The 16,574-nt window shown below is 59.4% G+C and carries 12 protein-coding genes; 6 read left to right on the forward strand and 6 right to left on the reverse strand.

The features are described from left to right. Positions 1-140: 140 nt before the first annotated feature. Together G547_RS0100865 and G547_RS0100870 are read right to left on the reverse strand one after the other, a co-directional pair. Positions 141-1,562, reverse strand: coding sequence for a PepSY-associated TM helix domain-containing protein (locus tag G547_RS0100865; RefSeq protein ID WP_027328234.1), 1,422 nt, complete (start codon positions 1,560-1,562; stop codon positions 141-143). A gap of 15 nt (positions 1,563-1,577) precedes the next feature. Continuing rightward, positions 1,578-2,162, reverse strand: a complete 585-nt coding sequence (locus G547_RS0100870) for a hypothetical protein (RefSeq protein ID WP_027328235.1) — start codon at positions 2,160-2,162, stop codon at positions 1,578-1,580. A gap of 259 nt (positions 2,163-2,421) precedes the next feature. On the opposite strand from G547_RS0100870, the gene G547_RS0100875 reads away from it, so the two are divergent. Together G547_RS0100875 and G547_RS19430 are read left to right on the forward strand one after the other, a co-directional pair. After that, complete coding sequence (locus G547_RS0100875; RefSeq protein WP_027328236.1) at positions 2,422-4,365, forward strand: choice-of-anchor I family protein; 1,944 nt, start codon at positions 2,422-2,424, stop codon at positions 4,363-4,365. A 185-nt stretch (positions 4,366-4,550) separates the two neighbouring features. After that, a complete protein-coding gene (locus tag G547_RS19430) occupies positions 4,551-5,114 on the forward strand; it encodes a BLUF domain-containing protein (protein WP_051234519.1) in 564 nt (187 codons plus the stop codon). Positions 5,115-5,141: 27 nt separating this feature from the next. Here the strand turns inward: G547_RS19430 and G547_RS0100885 are convergent, their stop codons facing one another. The 3 genes from G547_RS0100885 to G547_RS0100895 form a co-directional block, all read right to left on the reverse strand. After that, on the reverse strand, positions 5,142-5,726 hold the full coding sequence (locus tag G547_RS0100885) for a DUF2058 domain-containing protein (protein WP_425411479.1): 585 nt from the start codon (positions 5,724-5,726) through the stop codon (positions 5,142-5,144). Positions 5,727-5,762: 36 nt separating this feature from the next. Then, the gene (locus tag G547_RS0100890; protein WP_027328238.1) at positions 5,763-7,358 is read right to left on the reverse strand and encodes a methyl-accepting chemotaxis protein; all 1,596 of its coding nucleotides are present in this window, start codon (positions 7,356-7,358) and stop codon (positions 5,763-5,765) included. A gap of 178 nt (positions 7,359-7,536) precedes the next feature. Further along, entirely contained in the window at positions 7,537-9,750 is a 2,214-nt protein-coding gene (locus G547_RS0100895) for an FdhF/YdeP family oxidoreductase (protein WP_027328239.1), read from the reverse strand. A 238-nt stretch (positions 9,751-9,988) separates the two neighbouring features. Here G547_RS0100895 and G547_RS0100900 point away from each other — a divergent pair, with 238 nt between their 5' ends. The 4 genes from G547_RS0100900 to G547_RS0100915 all read left to right on the forward strand — a co-directional run bounded on the left by G547_RS0100900 (position 9,989) and on the right by G547_RS0100915 (position 16,224). Next, entirely contained in the window at positions 9,989-12,790 is a 2,802-nt protein-coding gene (locus G547_RS0100900) for a TonB-dependent receptor (protein WP_211224467.1), read from the forward strand. Between the two features lie 244 nt (positions 12,791-13,034). After that, positions 13,035-14,921: a metallophosphoesterase gene (locus tag G547_RS19435; RefSeq protein ID WP_051234520.1), complete on the forward strand. Its 1,887-nt coding sequence runs from the start codon at positions 13,035-13,037 to the stop codon at positions 14,919-14,921. Between the two features lie 87 nt (positions 14,922-15,008). After that, positions 15,009-15,791, forward strand: a complete 783-nt coding sequence (locus G547_RS0100910; RefSeq protein ID WP_157209739.1) for a DUF481 domain-containing protein — start codon at positions 15,009-15,011, stop codon at positions 15,789-15,791. Positions 15,792-15,942: 151 nt separating this feature from the next. Further along, positions 15,943-16,224 carry a peptidylprolyl isomerase gene (locus G547_RS0100915; RefSeq protein WP_027328242.1) on the forward strand — a complete coding sequence of 94 codons (282 nt, stop codon included), beginning with the start codon at positions 15,943-15,945 and terminating at the stop codon, positions 16,222-16,224. A gap of 55 nt (positions 16,225-16,279) precedes the next feature. Here G547_RS0100915 and G547_RS0100920 read toward each other — a convergent pair whose 3' ends face one another. Then, positions 16,280-16,567 carry a YciI family protein gene (locus G547_RS0100920; protein WP_027328243.1) on the reverse strand — a complete coding sequence of 96 codons (288 nt, stop codon included), beginning with the start codon at positions 16,565-16,567 and terminating at the stop codon, positions 16,280-16,282. Positions 16,568-16,574: the final 7 nt, after the last annotated feature.

Genomic DNA, 16,574 nt, shown 5'->3' on the forward strand with positions numbered 1-16,574 from the left:
TCAGTGAATAGGGTCCGTTCAACGTCCGGTGAGACTCCACCGTTGTGAGCAGGTTCCCCGAAGGGTGTGAACCCTTATACCAAAGGGCGCCCCCGCATCACAAGCGAGAGCGCCACAAAGCGGACGTGAACGGGGCGCTTCTAGTTGACTGGTTGGCGTTTTGCCAGCAGGGCCATGACCCCGGCTACCACAATCAAACCGCCGTTGATGACGGGGGCGATGCCCTCGAAGCTGTCACTGCCAAAACGCAGCGTGTGTCCGAGTACCAGTGCGACCAGCCCCGCCGCAGTCGCGGCCTGCAGCCAACGCCGGGTCTGGGCGTCCCGATCCCGCCACTGGGCCAGGGCGGCCGAGGCGAGAATTACGCCCCAGAAGATCAGCACTGATGGCAAGCCCAATACCACCTGGGTGATGGCGCTCAGCACAAAAGCCAGGGGCGTGCCCCAGACAATGCCGTTCCAGAGGTTGTTGAGGTAGTCCCGGTGTTTGCGCTTGGTGAGCCAGATGTTGATACCGCTGACGGAGACCACTGTCAGGGCCAGCCCCAGCGCGATGTAAAGCAACCGAACGCCGTAGCCGCCGAAGTGCCCGAAGTGGAGGCGGTAGACGGAAAAGATGGCCTGGCGGCCCGGCTCGCCGTCGCTGAAACCCACGCGGTTGAGGAAGTTGCCGGCGCCGTCGAACTGGAACTGTTCGGCGTAGATGAGCCGATCCGGGTAGTGGGTACCCACCAGCAGGTGTTCTTCCTCGGTGTCCGGGTGTTCGACGGTGACGTAAATGGGCGTGGCCCCTTCCGGCGACATCTCAATGGTCTGCCTGAGCGCCTTGCCGATTTCCAAGGGACCGTCGTGGGGCGTGACCTCCGGGTGGCCGCCGTACACGGCTTCAATGACCTCTTCTCGATCGCCGTCGAAAAACGCCTCGGACACCGCGAGGTTCAGCGGCCCCGCCAGACCGAAAAACGCCCCGGTGATGGCGATCATGATATGAAACGGTATGCCCCATACGCTCAGGCGGTTGTGCAGATCGGTCTGTTCCAGGCGCGCGTTGCCTTTGCGGCGGAAGTGAAAGGCATCCTTGAACAGCCGGGGGTGGGATAACAAACCGGAGATGATCAGGCCGCAGAGCATGGCCCCCAGGGCGCTGACCAGAATCATCCCCCAGCTTTGCGGCAGATGCAGGTACAGGTGCAGGTCCGTCAGCAGGTGCGTCCAGGGGTGTTCGGCGGTCTCACCGAGAGAGCCATCCGGATTCAGGGCCCGGGCGCTGTGATCGGACATCAACACCGTTCGGGGCATGCCGGGACGGGGCAGAAGCACGTAGGCGTGTTCAGTGGCTTCCTGGCCTTCCATAAAGGTCTGGTAGGCGCTGTCGATGGCGCTGGTATCGATGGTCTCGCTCTCCTCGACACTCGCAGTTTCCCAGCGCTCCAGTTCCGGGTAGACCACCGCCAGGGTGCCCGACAGGCAGACCCAGTACATAAGCACGCCGGTGAGCAGCCCCAGCCAGCTGTGGCTGGAAAGGGAGTTTTTCACCAGATTTGGAGACAGTTTAAAGGCCATGGGACAACACTGTATTTAGAGGAAGAGGTAAGCCGCTGCCAGAAGCCCGGCAACCAGCAGGAATAGAGTCGGGCGCCAGAGCTTGGGGTCGGCACACACCCAATAACTGGCGGCGCCCCAGACCACGGGGGCGATCAGTACGCCCAGAACCAGATAGTTGACGGGCTCCCAGGGCAACCAGCTGGTAACCGTGATGGTGACCAGGGCGCTGGCGAGCGCCGCCAGGGGCACACTGATGACAAAAACCAGAAGCTGGTAACCGAAGGCGCTCAGGCGCGGGAGCTGGAAGCCGCGTTGTTCGAGTTTGGTGTCACGGCTGGGCTGGCGGTCACGGGCCGTGCCATAAATCAGCCCCCAGGCCAGCAGGGCGGGCGCAAACAGCGCGAAGGTGACTCCGAATTCTATTGGCTGAGCCCAGACCCAGACCCCAACGGACAGGCACAACAATAACCAGCCGAAGGTTCGAATGGCCAGAGGCTTGGGTTGGCGGGCGCGCCAGCTGTAGAAAAGGCTCGCGATACCCGCAAGACCGGTGAGAGTGGCGGTGGTGCCGAGAATCCAGCTCATGATGTGCAGTTCACTCCAGGGTGAAAGGGTCACTGCCCACCCTTCCTGCGAGCGGGGATGTGAGCAATCGACATCGGTAAGGGTGCTTAGCGTAATTTTCGACATGATAACGAGATGACTTCTCATTATCAATATATTCCCAGCCGTGGCCCCTTGCGGATTCCTCTTGAGGCATTTCGCGACGGCCTGTCGCTAAATCGTCATTTAAACGACACGGTCCTGTCACAACGGGAACCTAGCCTCGGAGCGCGACTATTTCATTTGAAACGCGACAAAACTGAGGGAAAACACGATGATGCCTAGTTGGTTAAGACTCCTGATGGTGCTGTTTCTCGCAACCCTACTGGTTGCCTGCGGCAGTGACGATGACGACAACGACACAGAGGATGATGGCCCGGGCACCGAACAGCCGGGTGATGACGACGACACTGACGATGATGACGATTCGGATGATGATCAGAACACCACTCCGTCCAGCGTCTCGTTGAGCCTGATCGGGCGTTACGCCACCGGTCAGTTTGACGAGTCCGCCGCCGAAATCACCGCCTTCCACGCGGGCTCCCAGCGGGCGTTTGTTGTAAATGCCCAGGCCGGTGCGGTGGACGTGCTGGACCTGAGCGATCCCGCCAGCCCCACAAAAGCCGGCACCATCGAAACCACCGAGATTGAAGAAGGCTCTGTGGTGAACAGCGTGGCCGTCCACGGCGATCTGATTGCGATTGCCGTTCAGGCCCCGGTCAAAACCGACACGGGCTATGTGGCGCTGCATAATGCCGAGAGCCTGGAACTGATCACCTTGGTCGAGGTGGGGGCGCAGCCGGACATGGTGACCTTCACTCCCGATGGCGAGTACGTTCTCGCCGCCAATGAAGGCGAGCCCAGCGATGACTACAGCGTGGACCCGGAAGGCTCCGTCAGCATCCTGACCATCACCGACCTGGACGACATTCAGGTGCGTACTGCCGGCTTCCAGTCGTTCAACGAGCGCCAGGCAGAGCTGAAGGCAGAGGGCGTTCGCATTTTCGGGCCCAACGCCTCCGTGGCTCAGGACCTGGAGCCGGAGTACATCACCGTGTCTGAAGACAGCGGCCTGGCGTTCGTCTCGTTGCAGGAGAACAACGCCCTGGCCCGTATCGACCTCGCCTCCGCCACCGTTACCGACGTGTTCCCGCTGGGTTACCGGGAATCCGGTCTTGAAGACCTGACGTATGGCGGCAGCCGTGCCTTTGATGCCAGCGACGATGACGGCGAAATCAACATTCAAAACTGGCCGGGTGTGTGGGGCACCTATCATCCGGATGCTATCGCCAGCTACAGCGCCGGTGGGCAGACCTATGTTGTCACCGCCAACGAAGGCGACGCGCGCGCCTGGAGTGAAGACACTCAGGAATATTGGGACGGCGATACCACCAAAGGCTTTGTCGAGGAAATCCGGGTCAAGCACCTGGTTCATGCTGATGGCTTCGAGCGTCGCGTGGGTGACGACATGCCAGCGCACCTCGCGGCCATGGCCAGCGGAGCGCTCCTAAACCCGGAGACTTTTGGCTACTGTGGCGCGACTGCCGGCGACCCGGGCGATTGCCGGGAAGATGAAAACCTTGGGCGCCTGAACGTCACCTGGACGCAAGGCTACCGCGTGGACGACGCGGGTGAGCCGGTCATGTTCAACGCCCAGGGCATCGAGGACCCGGAAGGCGACCGCCTGATGTACGACCGGCTCTACGCCTTCGGAACCCGTGACTTCGCCATCTGGAATGCCGAGGGCGAATTGGTGTGGGAATCGCGCGATGGCTTTGAGCAGTACATCGCCAGTGATGATTGCATGGCAGGCTCCGAGCGCGACATCCCCTGCGCGGATTACTTCAACTCCGGCCACGACGATGGCGATGATTTCGACAGCCGCAGTGATGCCAAAGGCCCGGAGCCGGAAGGCGTCAGCATCGGCCATATTGGCGAAAAGGTGTTTGCTTTCATCAATCTGGAACGTATGGGCGGCATTATGGTGTACGACGTGACCGATCCGGCCGACGCCCAGTTTGTGGACTACTACAACTCCCGCGATAACTGGGTAGACAACCCGGAAGAGAATCTGGAAGCGGCGGGCGATCTGGGCCCGGAGGGTTCCACCTTCATCTCGGCGGAAGACTCCCCCAGCGGTGAGCCTCTGCTGATCGTGGGTAACGAAGTCAGTGGCACTACCGCCGTGTACCGGATCAACCTCGAATTCGAAGAATAAAATCTCACAACCATAACGGGTTGGGGGCACTCCCCCGGGCGCCAGGGACGGCGCCGTTTTCCCTTTCCTCCTGCGGCTTCGCCCGCGCCTGTCGTTAAATTCATTATTTTTCGCCTCCGGCCATCCAATGGCGACCGGTCATCGTATATAGGCGATATGTCTGCGTCTTGTTTTTGGAGAACCCTATGGTCGATCTCGTTCAGGTGGTCTATATCAGCCGCGCCACCTTCAAGCCGGCAGCGGCGTCCGGGGGTGTGGAGCCCCATGTCGCGCGCATCCTTCAGCAGTCTCGCACCAACAACCCACGCCTGGGGTTGGGCGGCGTGCTGTACTACGGAAACGGTTATTTCTTCCAGTGCCTGGAGGGCGATCGGCCTGTGGTGGAGGAGCTGCTCGGCAAGCTCAAGAAAGATGAGCGCCACAAAGACGTGCGAATCGTAATGGAGCAGAAGATACAGAAGCGAGAGTTCACGGACTGGTCCATGAAGTACATTCCCTCCAATGCGACGGTGAAGGGCCTCTTGTCCCGGCTTGGGTATAAATCATTCAATCCCTATGAGTTCGATGACAACGCCATCCGCAAGTTGCTCAGTACGCTGCAGGAGCTGCGTTCGAGGGCGGAAACCGTTGCCCCCAAGCCCTCCAGGCCCCCAGTCAAAAGCGTGGATGACACCTCGCCCCTGCCTTACATATTGGCCGGGGGTGTGGTGTTGGTGTGTGGGGTCCTGGTCGCGGTGCTGGTGCTTTGAGGGACGCGCTTGGGCCCCCAAGCGTCCTTACCACATGAGGTCGTCGGGAATGACGTAGTCCTTGTAAGGGTCGTCCTCGTCCACGCTGTCTTCAGTTTTCTGGTTGGCGACCACAATGTAGTCGGGGTCCCGCTCGGCGATTTTGTTGGACACCACTTTCGGGATCAGCTCGTAGTGCTCCCCCACGCGCACGATCACCAGCTGCCCGCGAATAATCTGCTGCTGCACCCGGGGGCTGACCAGGAGCTTCTTGATCTTGGTGCCGTCGGTAAAATTGTATTCGACTTCCCCTTCGCCACTGCTCCGTTTGGTTTGCCGGTGGGTCTCAATGAGTTGGCGAATCTGCGCTTCAATGGCCTTTTTCTCTGCCGCGGCCTGACGCTCGCGGTTCAGGGCCCGGTCCCGCTCGATTTTCTCTTCCCGAGCGGCCTGGGCCGACTGGCGAATCTCCGCATGGGGATCTTCACCTGTGTGGCGGGCCTGCTTTTTCTGCTTGCGCTGCTCTTTCTTGACCTGCTTGGCCTTTTTGTCGTCCACCAGGCCGGCTTTCTGCAGTTGATCCTGTAGGGAGGGCATAATCGTTACCGTTAGGTTGTGCTCGTTGGTGGTCATTATGCCAGCTCGGCGCGCAGCGGGAAACGGCGGGCCTCACACCTTCAAGGCGGCGAGTTGGGCCCCCAGATCCTGAGTGTCTTTCTGCAGGTGACGGGCCGAGTTGCGCAGCTCGCCGCTGGTGCGTGTGCTCTCACCGGCCGATCGGGAAATGTTGGTAATGTTCTGGTCAATCTCTTGGGAGACCTGGGACTGTTGCTGGGCGGCCGTGGCGATCAAGGTGCTCATTTCCTGGATCCGGTCGATGGACGAGAGAACGTTCTCCAGTGCCCGGTTGGCTTCACTGATCTGCTCGGAGCTGCTGTGCGCTTTCTCCGTGCTTGATGCCATGGAAGTTACCGCGCGCCGGGATTGGGTCTGCAGGCGCTCGATAATGCCCTGAATATCCGCCGTGGACTGTTGCGTGCGCTGGGCCAGCGTTCGTACTTCGTCGGCCACCACGGCAAAGCCGCGCCCCTGCTCTCCGGCACGGGCCGCTTCAATGGCGGCATTGAGCGCAAGCAGGTTGGTCTGCTCCGCAATGCCGGTAATGACCGTCAACACCTTGTCGATTTCCTGACTGTTGCGATCGAGCTCCTGCATGATGCTGACCGTGTCCGCCATGGTGGTATTGAGCTCATCGAAGGTGCGGCGGGCATCGCCCACGACGGTGTGCGTCCGGCCGACCTCTCGGTTGGCCTCGTCAGCCTGGGTGGCGGCATCGGAAGCGTGGCTGGCGACTTCGCCCACGCTGGCCGACATTTCGTTCATGGCTGAGGCGGCCTGTTCGAGCTCCCGGCTTTGGTGATGGCTGCTCTGCTCAGTGTTCGCGGCGGCCTGCTCCAGCGTCGCCATCTGAGTGACAATGGTGCCCGACAGTTGCTGAATGCCCCGCGTCAGATCCCCCACCTGCTGTATCACTGCGTTATACGCCGAGAACATCTGGCCCACTTCGTTGTCGCTGCTCTCGATCGTGATGGGGGTGGAAAAGTCGCCGTCGGACATCAGGTTCAGGCGCTCTCTGAGCAGGTTGATTTGCTGCATGAGCCAGTTTAAACCGAAAAAATAGCTGATCAGGGCAATGGCGGTGATGGCTACGCTGAGTCCGAGAACAATCGCCTGTTGTTGTTTCACGCCGGCATTGGCCGCCTCCGCCATCTGTCCCACGGCCTGATTCATGGTCTGAAAGGTGTGCTCGCTTTGCTGGTTAAGCGCCGCCAGCGTAGCGTTGGGGTCTGCGCCGATATAGTCGAAGATGATCGCTTTGTATTGATTCCACTCTTGCAAAACGTTCAGAAGGGACTGGTTGATCTCGGCTGTTTGGGGCGGCTGGATGCCTGCGCTCTCGTTGCCGTTGAGTAGATTCTGGTGGGACTGTTCAAACAGCTCAATGGTGGCGTTCAGCCCTGACGCGTCGAGTGCACCTTGCTCAGTGAGCATCGCCTCTTTCGCGAGACGCTGTATCAACATGCGTTGGCGGCCTGCCACATCGACCGTTTCGGCCGTGGCGCTCAAGGAGAGGTAAGACACCCCTGAAGCGGACAGCGCCAAAAGAATAATTAGGGAAAAAGACGCTGAGAACTGGGCATTGATGGATTTAAAGCCCAGGGCGCGCATGAACGCGTTCAAGGCGTAGGCGAGCTGGTTGCGCATGCTGAAGAACCACTGTGAATGAAAAACAAAAGCCAATGGGAGTGCCGAGGAGACGTCGACCCTTTTACGGGGTATCGTCACAGGCACGCCAATCTTAAGGGTTATGTTCTAGGAGTGAAGCAGAGCGGGGTGGAATTCGCCACCGCTTTGACCTTGGTCAAACTTTGCTAAAGATGATTTATGCCTCGGCTGTCAGGGAGACGGGGACGGACTTGAAAGCCGGGGTCTGGCTGCGTGGGTCCTGCTCCGTGCCGATCAGCACATTGGCTTCGGGATAGTAGGCGAGCAGAGAGCCGGCAGGCAGACTGAAGGGATACACCGTGAGCCCGGCCATCTCGCCGTGCGCGGAACGCAGGGTGGCAAGGCCTCCGGCCTTGAGCCCCAGGCTTGTCATGTCCTCCGGGCCCACCAGCACGCACCAGCGCTGCTCGGTTCCCCGGTAGCTGTCACTCTCTTCGTAAATGATGGAATTGAACTGGCCCTCGCTGCGAACGCTGGCCAGGGTAAAGGGGAAGCGCTCGTTCCCGCCCTGTTCGGGCAGGCGATGAACGTGAAAACGGGCCCGGCCGTTGGGGGTGTTAAAGCCGGGCCGGCTGATCAGCCGGCCGTGAATGGTGAACTCTTCCTTACTGTCGTCTATCAGGGCCAGTGGCGCCATGCCCGGTACCGTGGCGGCGATGGCGGAGCGCAATTGACGGTGCTCCCTGAGCGCCCCGAAATTCAGAGGGCTGCCGGGCATTAGCCGCTCGCCCAGTTCCGCCAGAATCGCGACTTCGGAGCGGACGTTGCTCAAGCGCCGAATGCCGCCGTCGCTCAGGCGAATGTAATTGAACATGGACTCCTGGGTGGTGCTCTGGGGCTCTTCATCCCGGGCCGCGACCGGAAGCACCAGCGCCTCGCTGTTTTCCATGCCGGTGACGTGGCCCCGGTTCAGGGTCGTGGTCAGGTATAGCTTGAACCCGATCCGGTCCAGCGCGCGGCGGGCAAAGGCGGCGTCGGGTGTGGCCGCGAACAGGTTGCCCCCCATTAACAGGGCCGCGTCCATCTCGCCCGCCTCGGCGGCGCGCAGGCAGGCGAGGGTATCCAGTCCTTTGCTGCGCGGCAGGGGCACCTCGAAATGCTGCTCCAGCGCCGTCAATACATCCTCAGCCAGCACTGGCTTGACGCCGATGGTGCCGATGCCCTGCACGTTGCTGTGGCCGCGCAGTGGCAACAGGCCGGCCGAGGGTTTACCCACCATGCCCCGCAACAGCGCCAGGTTGGCGATGGCCTCGACATTGTCCACGCCGTTGCGGTGGTGGGTGATGCCCATGCCCCAGGCAAAAATGGCGTTTTCCGCCCGGGCGTAGTCGCTCGCCAGCGCTCCAATATCGTCCCGGCTCAGTCCGCAGGCGTGGGTCAGGCTCTGCCATTCGGTGCTCTCCAGGTCTGCCCGGTAGGCCTCAAAACCTTCGGTATGCTGTTCGATAAATGCCGAGTCCAGGGTCGCCTGTTCAAGCAAGGCCTTGCCAATCCCTTTCAACAGCGCCAGGTCCGAGCCGATTTTGGGCTGGACGTAGCGCGAGGCGATCCAGGTACCCCCGCTGAGCATGGAGCGGGCGCTCTTGGGCACGGCGAAGCGCACCAGCCCCGGCTCCCGGGCAGGGTTGATCACGATCACCTGGCCGCCCCGTTCCCGGCAGTGCTGGAGCTGGTGCACAAAGCGCGGATGGTTGGAGGCCGGGTTGGCCCCGATCACGAACACCAGGTCGGCGCCGCCCAGCGCTTCCAGGCTGACCGTCGAGGTTCCCGTTCCCAGCGCGTTCCCCAGTCCGACCCCGGTGGCCTGATGGCAATAGTAGGAGCAGTTGTTGACGTTATTGGTGCCGTAAAGCCGCGCGAGTAACTGCAACAGAAAGCCGGCTTCGTTCGAAGAGCGGCCGGAAGAATAGAAAAAACTGCGGTCGGGCTCAGTGGCGGAAAAACGCTGAGCGGCCAGTTCCAGCGCCCGATCCCATTCGATGGGGATGTAGCGGTCGCTCTCCGCCGCTTTGTATAACGGGGTGTTCAATCGACCCAGATGCTCAAGCTCGTGGGCTGACAACTCCTTGAAATCAGTCAGGTTGTGCTGGAACAGCTCCCTGGGGATCGGAGGTTGGATATCCGTGGATTGAGCCTGAATGCTTTTGTTGCACACCGAAGGAAATTCATCCAGCTCATTGGTCATGCCCCCGCGTTGCCCGCCCATACCGAGGCCGCACGCCTTGCAGGCGTTGCGGGACTTCAACGCCTTGGTGGAATTCAACAGCCCAATCCGGCTCAGGGTCCGCAGGGTGTAGAGAACCTTCTTGGGGCCTCCGCCCACGATCCGGACGGGGTCGACGCTGGTGGGGGCTTGGGGACGTTCAGACATGCCGACCTCGGCTGATATTCGGTCCTTCAAGAGTAAGCGCGGCGGTGCGCCGATGCAATACGTCATTTAAGGGTTTGTGTGGATGTTAATAAAAATGCCACACAAGCAGGCTACCTTGCAGCTGCCTTTTATTTCCGGGTTGGAGCACACGTAAGGGATTTCCTCCTGACTGTACTGAAATAGAAGTTTTCCCAACACCTTCGTTGTAACCACGGATAGCGGCTAAGAGGGCCATATTTTGAATACCAGAACCAAGAATGCGGTAAGTTTTAATCGGCACAACCTGTCATTGGCGGTCGCCAAAGTGGCGCTGGGCTCAAGCCTTGTGGCCCTGCCTTTGTGGGCGAGTGCTCAGACCGAACCCAGTTCTCAACCACTGGAAGAAGTGGTGGTCACGGGGAGCTACTCCCGAAGCCTCGAGCGGGCTGTTGATATCAAGCGCGAAGTGGTCGGCTTCTCCGATTCGATTGTTGCCACTGATATCGCTGATTTCCCCGAACAAAACCTCGCCGAAGCCCTGCAGCGTATTCCGGGCGTGACCATCGAGCGCAACAAAGGCCTGGGACGTAAGGTCAATGTGCGTAGTCTGCCCAGCGAATTTACCCATGTTTCCATCAACGGTGTCTCAACCGCTTCGGGCAGTGGCGGTCGTGATGTGGAATTCGATATTTTTGCCTCCGAAATCATTCAGAGCGTTACGGTGAAAAAATCCCCGTCGGCAGCGGATGAAGAAGGTGGCATTGCCGGGTCGGTACTGATCTCCACCGCTCGTCCCTTTGATTACAATGAACCGCAACTCGTGGTGTCCACCGAGGCGGCCTACAACTCCATTTCGGAAGAAATTGACCCCAAGTACTCATTCCTGGCGAGCAATACCTTCGGCGATTGGGGCGCGCTGGTGTCCTTCTCCGCCGCTGAACGCACCAACCGCACCGACGCCAACTCCGGCGTGGACTTTCGCCCGATATCGCGCTGGCTGGAAAAAACCGGTGACTCCGAATGGCAGGCCGACCAGACCGCTGAAGTCCTGGAGCGTGATGCCGGTATCGTGATTGAAGACCGATTCAATACGGATGAAACCAATCGCGTGGTTTTCCTGAACAAAGTGGGCGATCGCGCTTATTTGAACGATCAGGACAAGTGGGGCGCGACCGCCGCACTGCAGTACCAGCCCAGTAGCGACTTCAGCCTGACCTTCGACGCCATGCTCGGGGGTTACGACACGGTGGAAGATGAGTACGACGCGGCGGCCTATTCGGCGTCCAGCATCAGTGCTCTGGAAAGAATTCATGCGTATGACAGCACCACTTTGTCGGACTACGGCGTGACCGTTCTGCGGGACGCCTCCTACGCGGCGACCCAGCATGAATTCCTGAGCAAGGAAAACGTTCACGAGACGGACTACAGCCAATTCAGTGTGGATATGGACTGGTTCCTGGGAGAGTGGGAAATCAATGCTCTGTTGGGTTACTCCGGGGCGGAAAAATTCTCGGACACCAGCAACCTGAAGCATGTCGCCTACGCCCCCTCGCGCTCGCGCTATACCGCGACTGGTGGTGAAACCATTCCGAGCGACAACCCGGATACCATCGATATGTACAACTCCCCGGAGTCGTACATTTTTGAATCCTACGAGGTCAACCAGGAAGCCATTCAGGACGACAAATACGCGGCGCAGCTGGATGTTATTCGCCCGCTAAACCTCGAGTTCATGCCGGCGTTGGCTCAAGTCCAGTTCGGGGCCCGCTACACAGATAAGTCCAAAGAGCGGAATCGGGGTACAACGGAAGTCACCGGCCCGACCGAAGGGGATAGTTCCTGGGTGGGGACTCGCACCCTGCAGGACAGCGAGCTGACAGAGATTTCGGACTTGGTGCCCGGCGGCGCCTATCTGTCGGAGCTGTCCGGCAGCCCGAGTTGGTCCCAGATCTCCAACGGCTACGCCCGTGACACCTTCCGTTACAGCGGCTTCGGGGTGGACTTTGCCGATGACCAGTACTACCGCGTCGACGAAGAAGTGCTGAGCCTCTACGCCATGGCGGACCTGGAATTTGATATCGCTCAGGTACCGGTCACCATGAACGCGGGCGTGCGCTCGGTGGATACCTCGGTGCTCTCGTTCGGCTATCACCAGGTTCAGAACAGCGACGGTTCGACCGGCTACACACCGGAGCCGATCTCTAAAGACGGCAGCTATACCGACCTGCTGCCCAGCTTCAACATGACCGCCGAACTGACCGACAGTGTTATTTTCCGCGCGGCCGCCTCCGAAACCCTGATGCGACCGGCCCTGACCGACATCGCTTACAAACGAACCGTGAGCGTCAGCGAATTCAAATACCGCGACGGCAACCCGGACCTGCAACCCACCTACGCGGACCAGTGGGAGCTGGGCCTGGAATGGTATCTGGATAACGGCGGCCTGCTGGCGGCCTCCTACTTTGAGAAAACCATCGAAGGCGTGGTTCGTGAATCCCTGACGGGTATCGTGCCCGACGTGACCAAGTACAACGCCAATGGCACCGTTGATGGCGTCTACGACTTTGAGGTCTATCAGAAGGTCAACGGCGAGGGTGACTACGATATCTCCGGCGTCGAGTTGATCGCCCAGTTCCCCTTGAGCGTCGTGCACTCCTCACTCGAAGGGTTCGGGATCAACGCCAACTACACGATGTTGGACAATTCTCTCACCGGCGAGTCCGACCTGGACATTCCGACACCGCCGGCCGGGTTGACCGACAGCACTTACAACTTCACGGTTTACTACGAACGCGGCGCCTTTGATGGCCGCGTGTCTTACAACTACAAGGACAAGTACGTGGAGCGGATCGAGCGCGACATGTACCCTGTGTACCGGGATGAATATGGTCAGACGGATGTGTCCTTCGGCTATCGTGTGACCGACACCATCAAACTGGTGCTGGAAGGCATCAACGTCACCGATGAAGAAACCACGGGTTACACTATCGATCCATCCTTCCCGACCATGTACGAAGTTTCTGGCCGCCGCATCATGTTCGGTGCAAGGGCCAGCTTCTAAACGCTCGGTAAGGTTGTGCTTATGACCCTCCCCCCTCGGGGGAGGGTTTTTTATTGGCCCCGCGTTGGCGGACGACGCTCAACATTCCCTCATTGCTATGATAAAACGGCTCTACTCAATTCCTCTGTACTGGTATTCGCTGGCTCTGTTCTGCACCGCTGCCCTGTTGATGCCAGGCTGTGCTTCGACGGTTCGCCCCCAGGAAGCATCGACCGGGGCAGGTACACCGGTCCGGATTGCCTTTATGCCGGATATTCATTTTCACGATGTCTACGCGACCTTCGAAGACGGCTCCTTCGACGGTATCGAGAACAGCATCAGTGGTGAGCGGGCGACCATACGAACCATGCAGGCGCAAATGACCTCCACGCGCCTGTTTAACGAGAGTTACTTCGCATTGTTGGCCGCCCTGGACGACGTGGTGGACAAAGGCATCACCCTGGTTGCCCTGCCGGGGGACTTCAGCGATGACGGCCAGCCGATTCATATCCGGGGGTTGCGCCGTATTCTGGAGCGTTACCACCGGGAGCATGGAATCGAATTCTTTGCCACACCGGGCAATCACGATCCGGTTAGACCTTTTGACACCCCTGGGGGTGAGTCGGACTTTCTGGGCGCGGATGGACGGGAGCAACGCATCTACAGCAAGGGGGCTCAGGAATGCGTGGGCTATGACACCGACTGGGCGCTGATCGACAGCGGGCGCCCCCTCAAAACCATTTGCACGGAAGAGATTCGGCACTTGGGTTACGAGGGCATCATGACGGAACTTGGCGATTTCGGTTTCTACCCCAAGCCGAACTACCGGTACTGGGAGACGCCGTACTCTCATTACGAACACTACACGTTTGAGCAGGCCCGAAAACAATCGGTTCTGGAGTACCGACAGTTTGAGATCTGCCGCAACGAGACGGAGCGCCGGAACTGCCATCAGGTGCCGGACGCCAGCTACCTTGTCGAGCCGGTTCCGGGCCTTTGGCTCCTGGCCATCGACGCCAACGTCTATATTCCCAAAGCAGACGCGGGCGACGGGGCCGCCAGTCAGCGCTTTGACGGCTCCGGTAACGCGGGGTACAACGCGATGCTCAGCCACAAGCGCCATGTGCTGGATTGGGTTCGAGAGGTGGTCGAAAGAGCCGAGCGTTCGCAAAAGCAACTGATTGCGTTCAGTCACTTTCCCATGACCGAGTTTTACGACAACCAATCGGATGCGATCGCCACGCTATTCGGTACTGATACCTTCCAGCTCAAGCGCCGCCCGAAGAGCCACGTGAGCCAGGTCTTGGCAGAGACCGGGCTCAAGGTGCATGTGGGCGGCCACATGCATATGAACGATACCGGTATCGTCCGTACTGAGCAGGGCAACACATTGGTGAACATTCAGGCTCCGTCCCTGGCCGCGTATCTGCCTGCCTACAAAGTTTTGACGTTGCACTCCGCGCGCGAGCTTGAAGTGGAAACCATCGTGCTGGATGAGGTGCCGCGCTTCGCGGAGCTGTTTGAGCATTATCAACGGGAGCATCAGCTCCTGGAGGCGTCCGAGCGAAAAACGGCCTGGAGTAAGGGCGTTCTTGACTCCACCAGCTACCGGGAATTTACCGAGTGGCATCTCCGTGAGCTGACCCGGCAGCGTTTTCTTCCGAAGGAATGGCCGGAATCGCTGAAGCAGCGGCTGTTGGCCTTGACCGGTGATCAGCTCTTGGCATTTTCGCAGTGGCCGGAGAACGAGTCGCTCGAATCGTTGCAGCGCCATGCCTCCTCCGATACTGAAAACTGGAGGCAGGCACAAGAACGAGCCCGAACATTGGCACAGGGAGCCGATCTGCAATTTGAATCGTTTGCCGGTTGGACCGGTTTTGAGTTGGCCGTCGACTTCTACCGCCTCCGCAATGCCGGAAGCCTGGCTTTGAATGATATCGACCGCGCCCGACTGTTGCAGTATGAATTGCTCGCCCGGGCGATGAAGAGCTCTGAGGGTGGGGTCAACCAGGAATCGATTTTCCGGCAACGCCTGGCGGAGCTGTTGGCTATTCTGCAAGGCTTAAAGGTCGGAGAGCCGGACAATCACTTCCGATTGCACCTGGATACCGGAGAAGTGATGCCCTGGGATTCACAGCAATCGCGTCGCTGACGCCTATTGCTCCACCTCACTCAGAGGACAGTACCGTGAAGGTGGGTTCTTTTGGTACACTCCGCGCCTTTTCTGATCGAGGTATTTATGCTGTTGCCCCGCATTGTTCTTTGTTCGGCGCTGCTGTCCAGCGCCAGCGCTTTTGCCATCTCCAATATTGAAAGTCAGCGCCCCGGTCCGCCGCCGGAGGGCTGGAGTGGTCAGTTGGAGTTCACCGCCAGCGGAAAGAGCGGCAATGTCGAGGAAAATCGCTACGCACTCGGCGGCCGCCTGGCCCATAAGACGGGTGACAACCTGGTATTTGCCATCGTGGAAGCGGCGGAGGCCAAGAGCCTGGGCACCAAAACCGCCGACGATGCTTTCGTGCACACCCGCTGGATGCATGAGCAAACCGATCGCGTCACGTTTGAGGGCTTCCTGCAGTGGCAGGAAAATGCATTTGCCAATCTGGTGTCACGTTACCTGGTAGGTGGTGGTGTACGCCTGCAACTGTTGGAAGAGCCGGACGTGTACGAGTTGGCGGTCGGCATTGGCGGTTTCCGAGAGTGGGAAGAAACCGATCTGGGGACGTTCAACCGTAGTACTGATACGTGGCGTATCAACAATTACTGGTCTTACCGCCAGAGTCTCAATGACCAGGTAAACTGGTATGCCACGGCGTATTATCAGCCCAGCGCGGAAGACTTTGATGATTATCGGGTGTTGTTTGATACTGGGCTGACCGTGCGTCTGACCGGATCGTTGCAGCTGCGGGTCAGCTACAATCTCGACCACAACAGCCACCCGCCCAGAAATTTGGACGCCACTCCACCGATTGACCGGGCCGAGACCAATACCCAGTACGCCACGACTTTCCTCTACGAGTTTTAGGGGAGGGACCGGGCCCAAGGCGCGTGGAAAGCGAGTACCGCGCGCTCCCCGCGACAGGGCCCTCAAGGGAGCTCATTTCAGGCTGGATCTGAAATGGGATACCGATTATTGTGTACGCTTCACCTGACACCCATGAAAAAGAGTCACGATTATGCCTCAAGCCGCTGCACGCCATATCCTGGTCGACAACGAAAACACCTGTAATGAGCTGAAAGCCAAAATCGAAGCGGGCGAAGATTTCGCTAAGCTGGCGCAAGACCACTCCAAATGCCCCTCGGGCCGCAGTGGCGGTGATTTGGGGACTTTCGGTCCCGGCCAAATGGTGCCGGAGTTCGACAAAGTCGTTTTCAGCGCACCGGTCAACGAAGTCCAGGGCCCGGTCAAAACCCAGTTTGGCTACCACCTGCTGGAAGTGACCCAGCGCCAGGACTAGTCAAGAATAGACAACCACCGCGCCCGATCCATTCTCCGGGGTCGGGCGTATGGTGTTAGTTGAGCAGGAAAGCCATTTCTTCGCTGGCTTTGCTCGGCGTCACTTCGAGAACCTCCGCGCTGACCACCTTCTCCGCCACAAACGGATCCCGGTTCACTCGCTCCTTTAGCGCCTCCATAGAGCAGTTGTGCGCGAGTATGGCGCCACCCTGCTTGGGCTGCAGAGTCCCCGACACCAGAAATACGCCGTCGTCAAAACCCTGGGCGAGCCATTGATTGTGGCCCTCCATCAACTCGCCCGCGCGGGACTTATTGTCTGAAAACTTCAAGAACACAATAAACATGGGGTCT

Source organism: Marinimicrobium agarilyticum DSM 16975 (genome assembly GCF_000423345.1).
GTDB lineage: Bacteria > Pseudomonadota > Gammaproteobacteria > Pseudomonadales > Cellvibrionaceae > Marinimicrobium > Marinimicrobium agarilyticum.

Excerpts from the sequence above, each read along its gene's own strand:
- G547_RS0100865 (WP_027328234.1), bottom strand. The coding sequence starts at position 1,562 with ATGGCCTTTAAACTGTCTCCAAATCTGGTGAAAAACTCCCTTTCCAGC.
- G547_RS0100875 (WP_027328236.1), top strand. The coding sequence starts at position 2,422 with ATGATGCCTAGTTGGTTAAGACTCCTGATGGTGCTGTTTCTCGCAACC.
- G547_RS19430 (WP_051234519.1), top strand. The coding sequence starts at position 4,551 with ATGGTCGATCTCGTTCAGGTGGTCTATATCAGCCGCGCCACCTTCAAG.
- G547_RS0100885 (WP_425411479.1), bottom strand. The coding sequence starts at position 5,726 with ATGACCACCAACGAGCACAACCTAACGGTAACGATTATGCCCTCCCTA.
- G547_RS0100890 (WP_027328238.1), bottom strand. The coding sequence starts at position 7,358 with ATGCGCAACCAGCTCGCCTACGCCTTGAACGCGTTCATGCGCGCCCTG.
- G547_RS0100895 (WP_027328239.1), bottom strand. The coding sequence starts at position 9,750 with ATGTCTGAACGTCCCCAAGCCCCCACCAGCGTCGACCCCGTCCGGATC.
- G547_RS19435 (WP_051234520.1), top strand. The coding sequence starts at position 13,035 with ATGCCGGATATTCATTTTCACGATGTCTACGCGACCTTCGAAGACGGC.
- G547_RS0100910 (WP_157209739.1), top strand. The coding sequence starts at position 15,009 with ATGCTGTTGCCCCGCATTGTTCTTTGTTCGGCGCTGCTGTCCAGCGCC.
- G547_RS0100915 (WP_027328242.1), top strand. The coding sequence starts at position 15,943 with ATGCCTCAAGCCGCTGCACGCCATATCCTGGTCGACAACGAAAACACC.
- G547_RS0100920 (WP_027328243.1), bottom strand. The coding sequence starts at position 16,567 with ATGTTTATTGTGTTCTTGAAGTTTTCAGACAATAAGTCCCGCGCGGGC.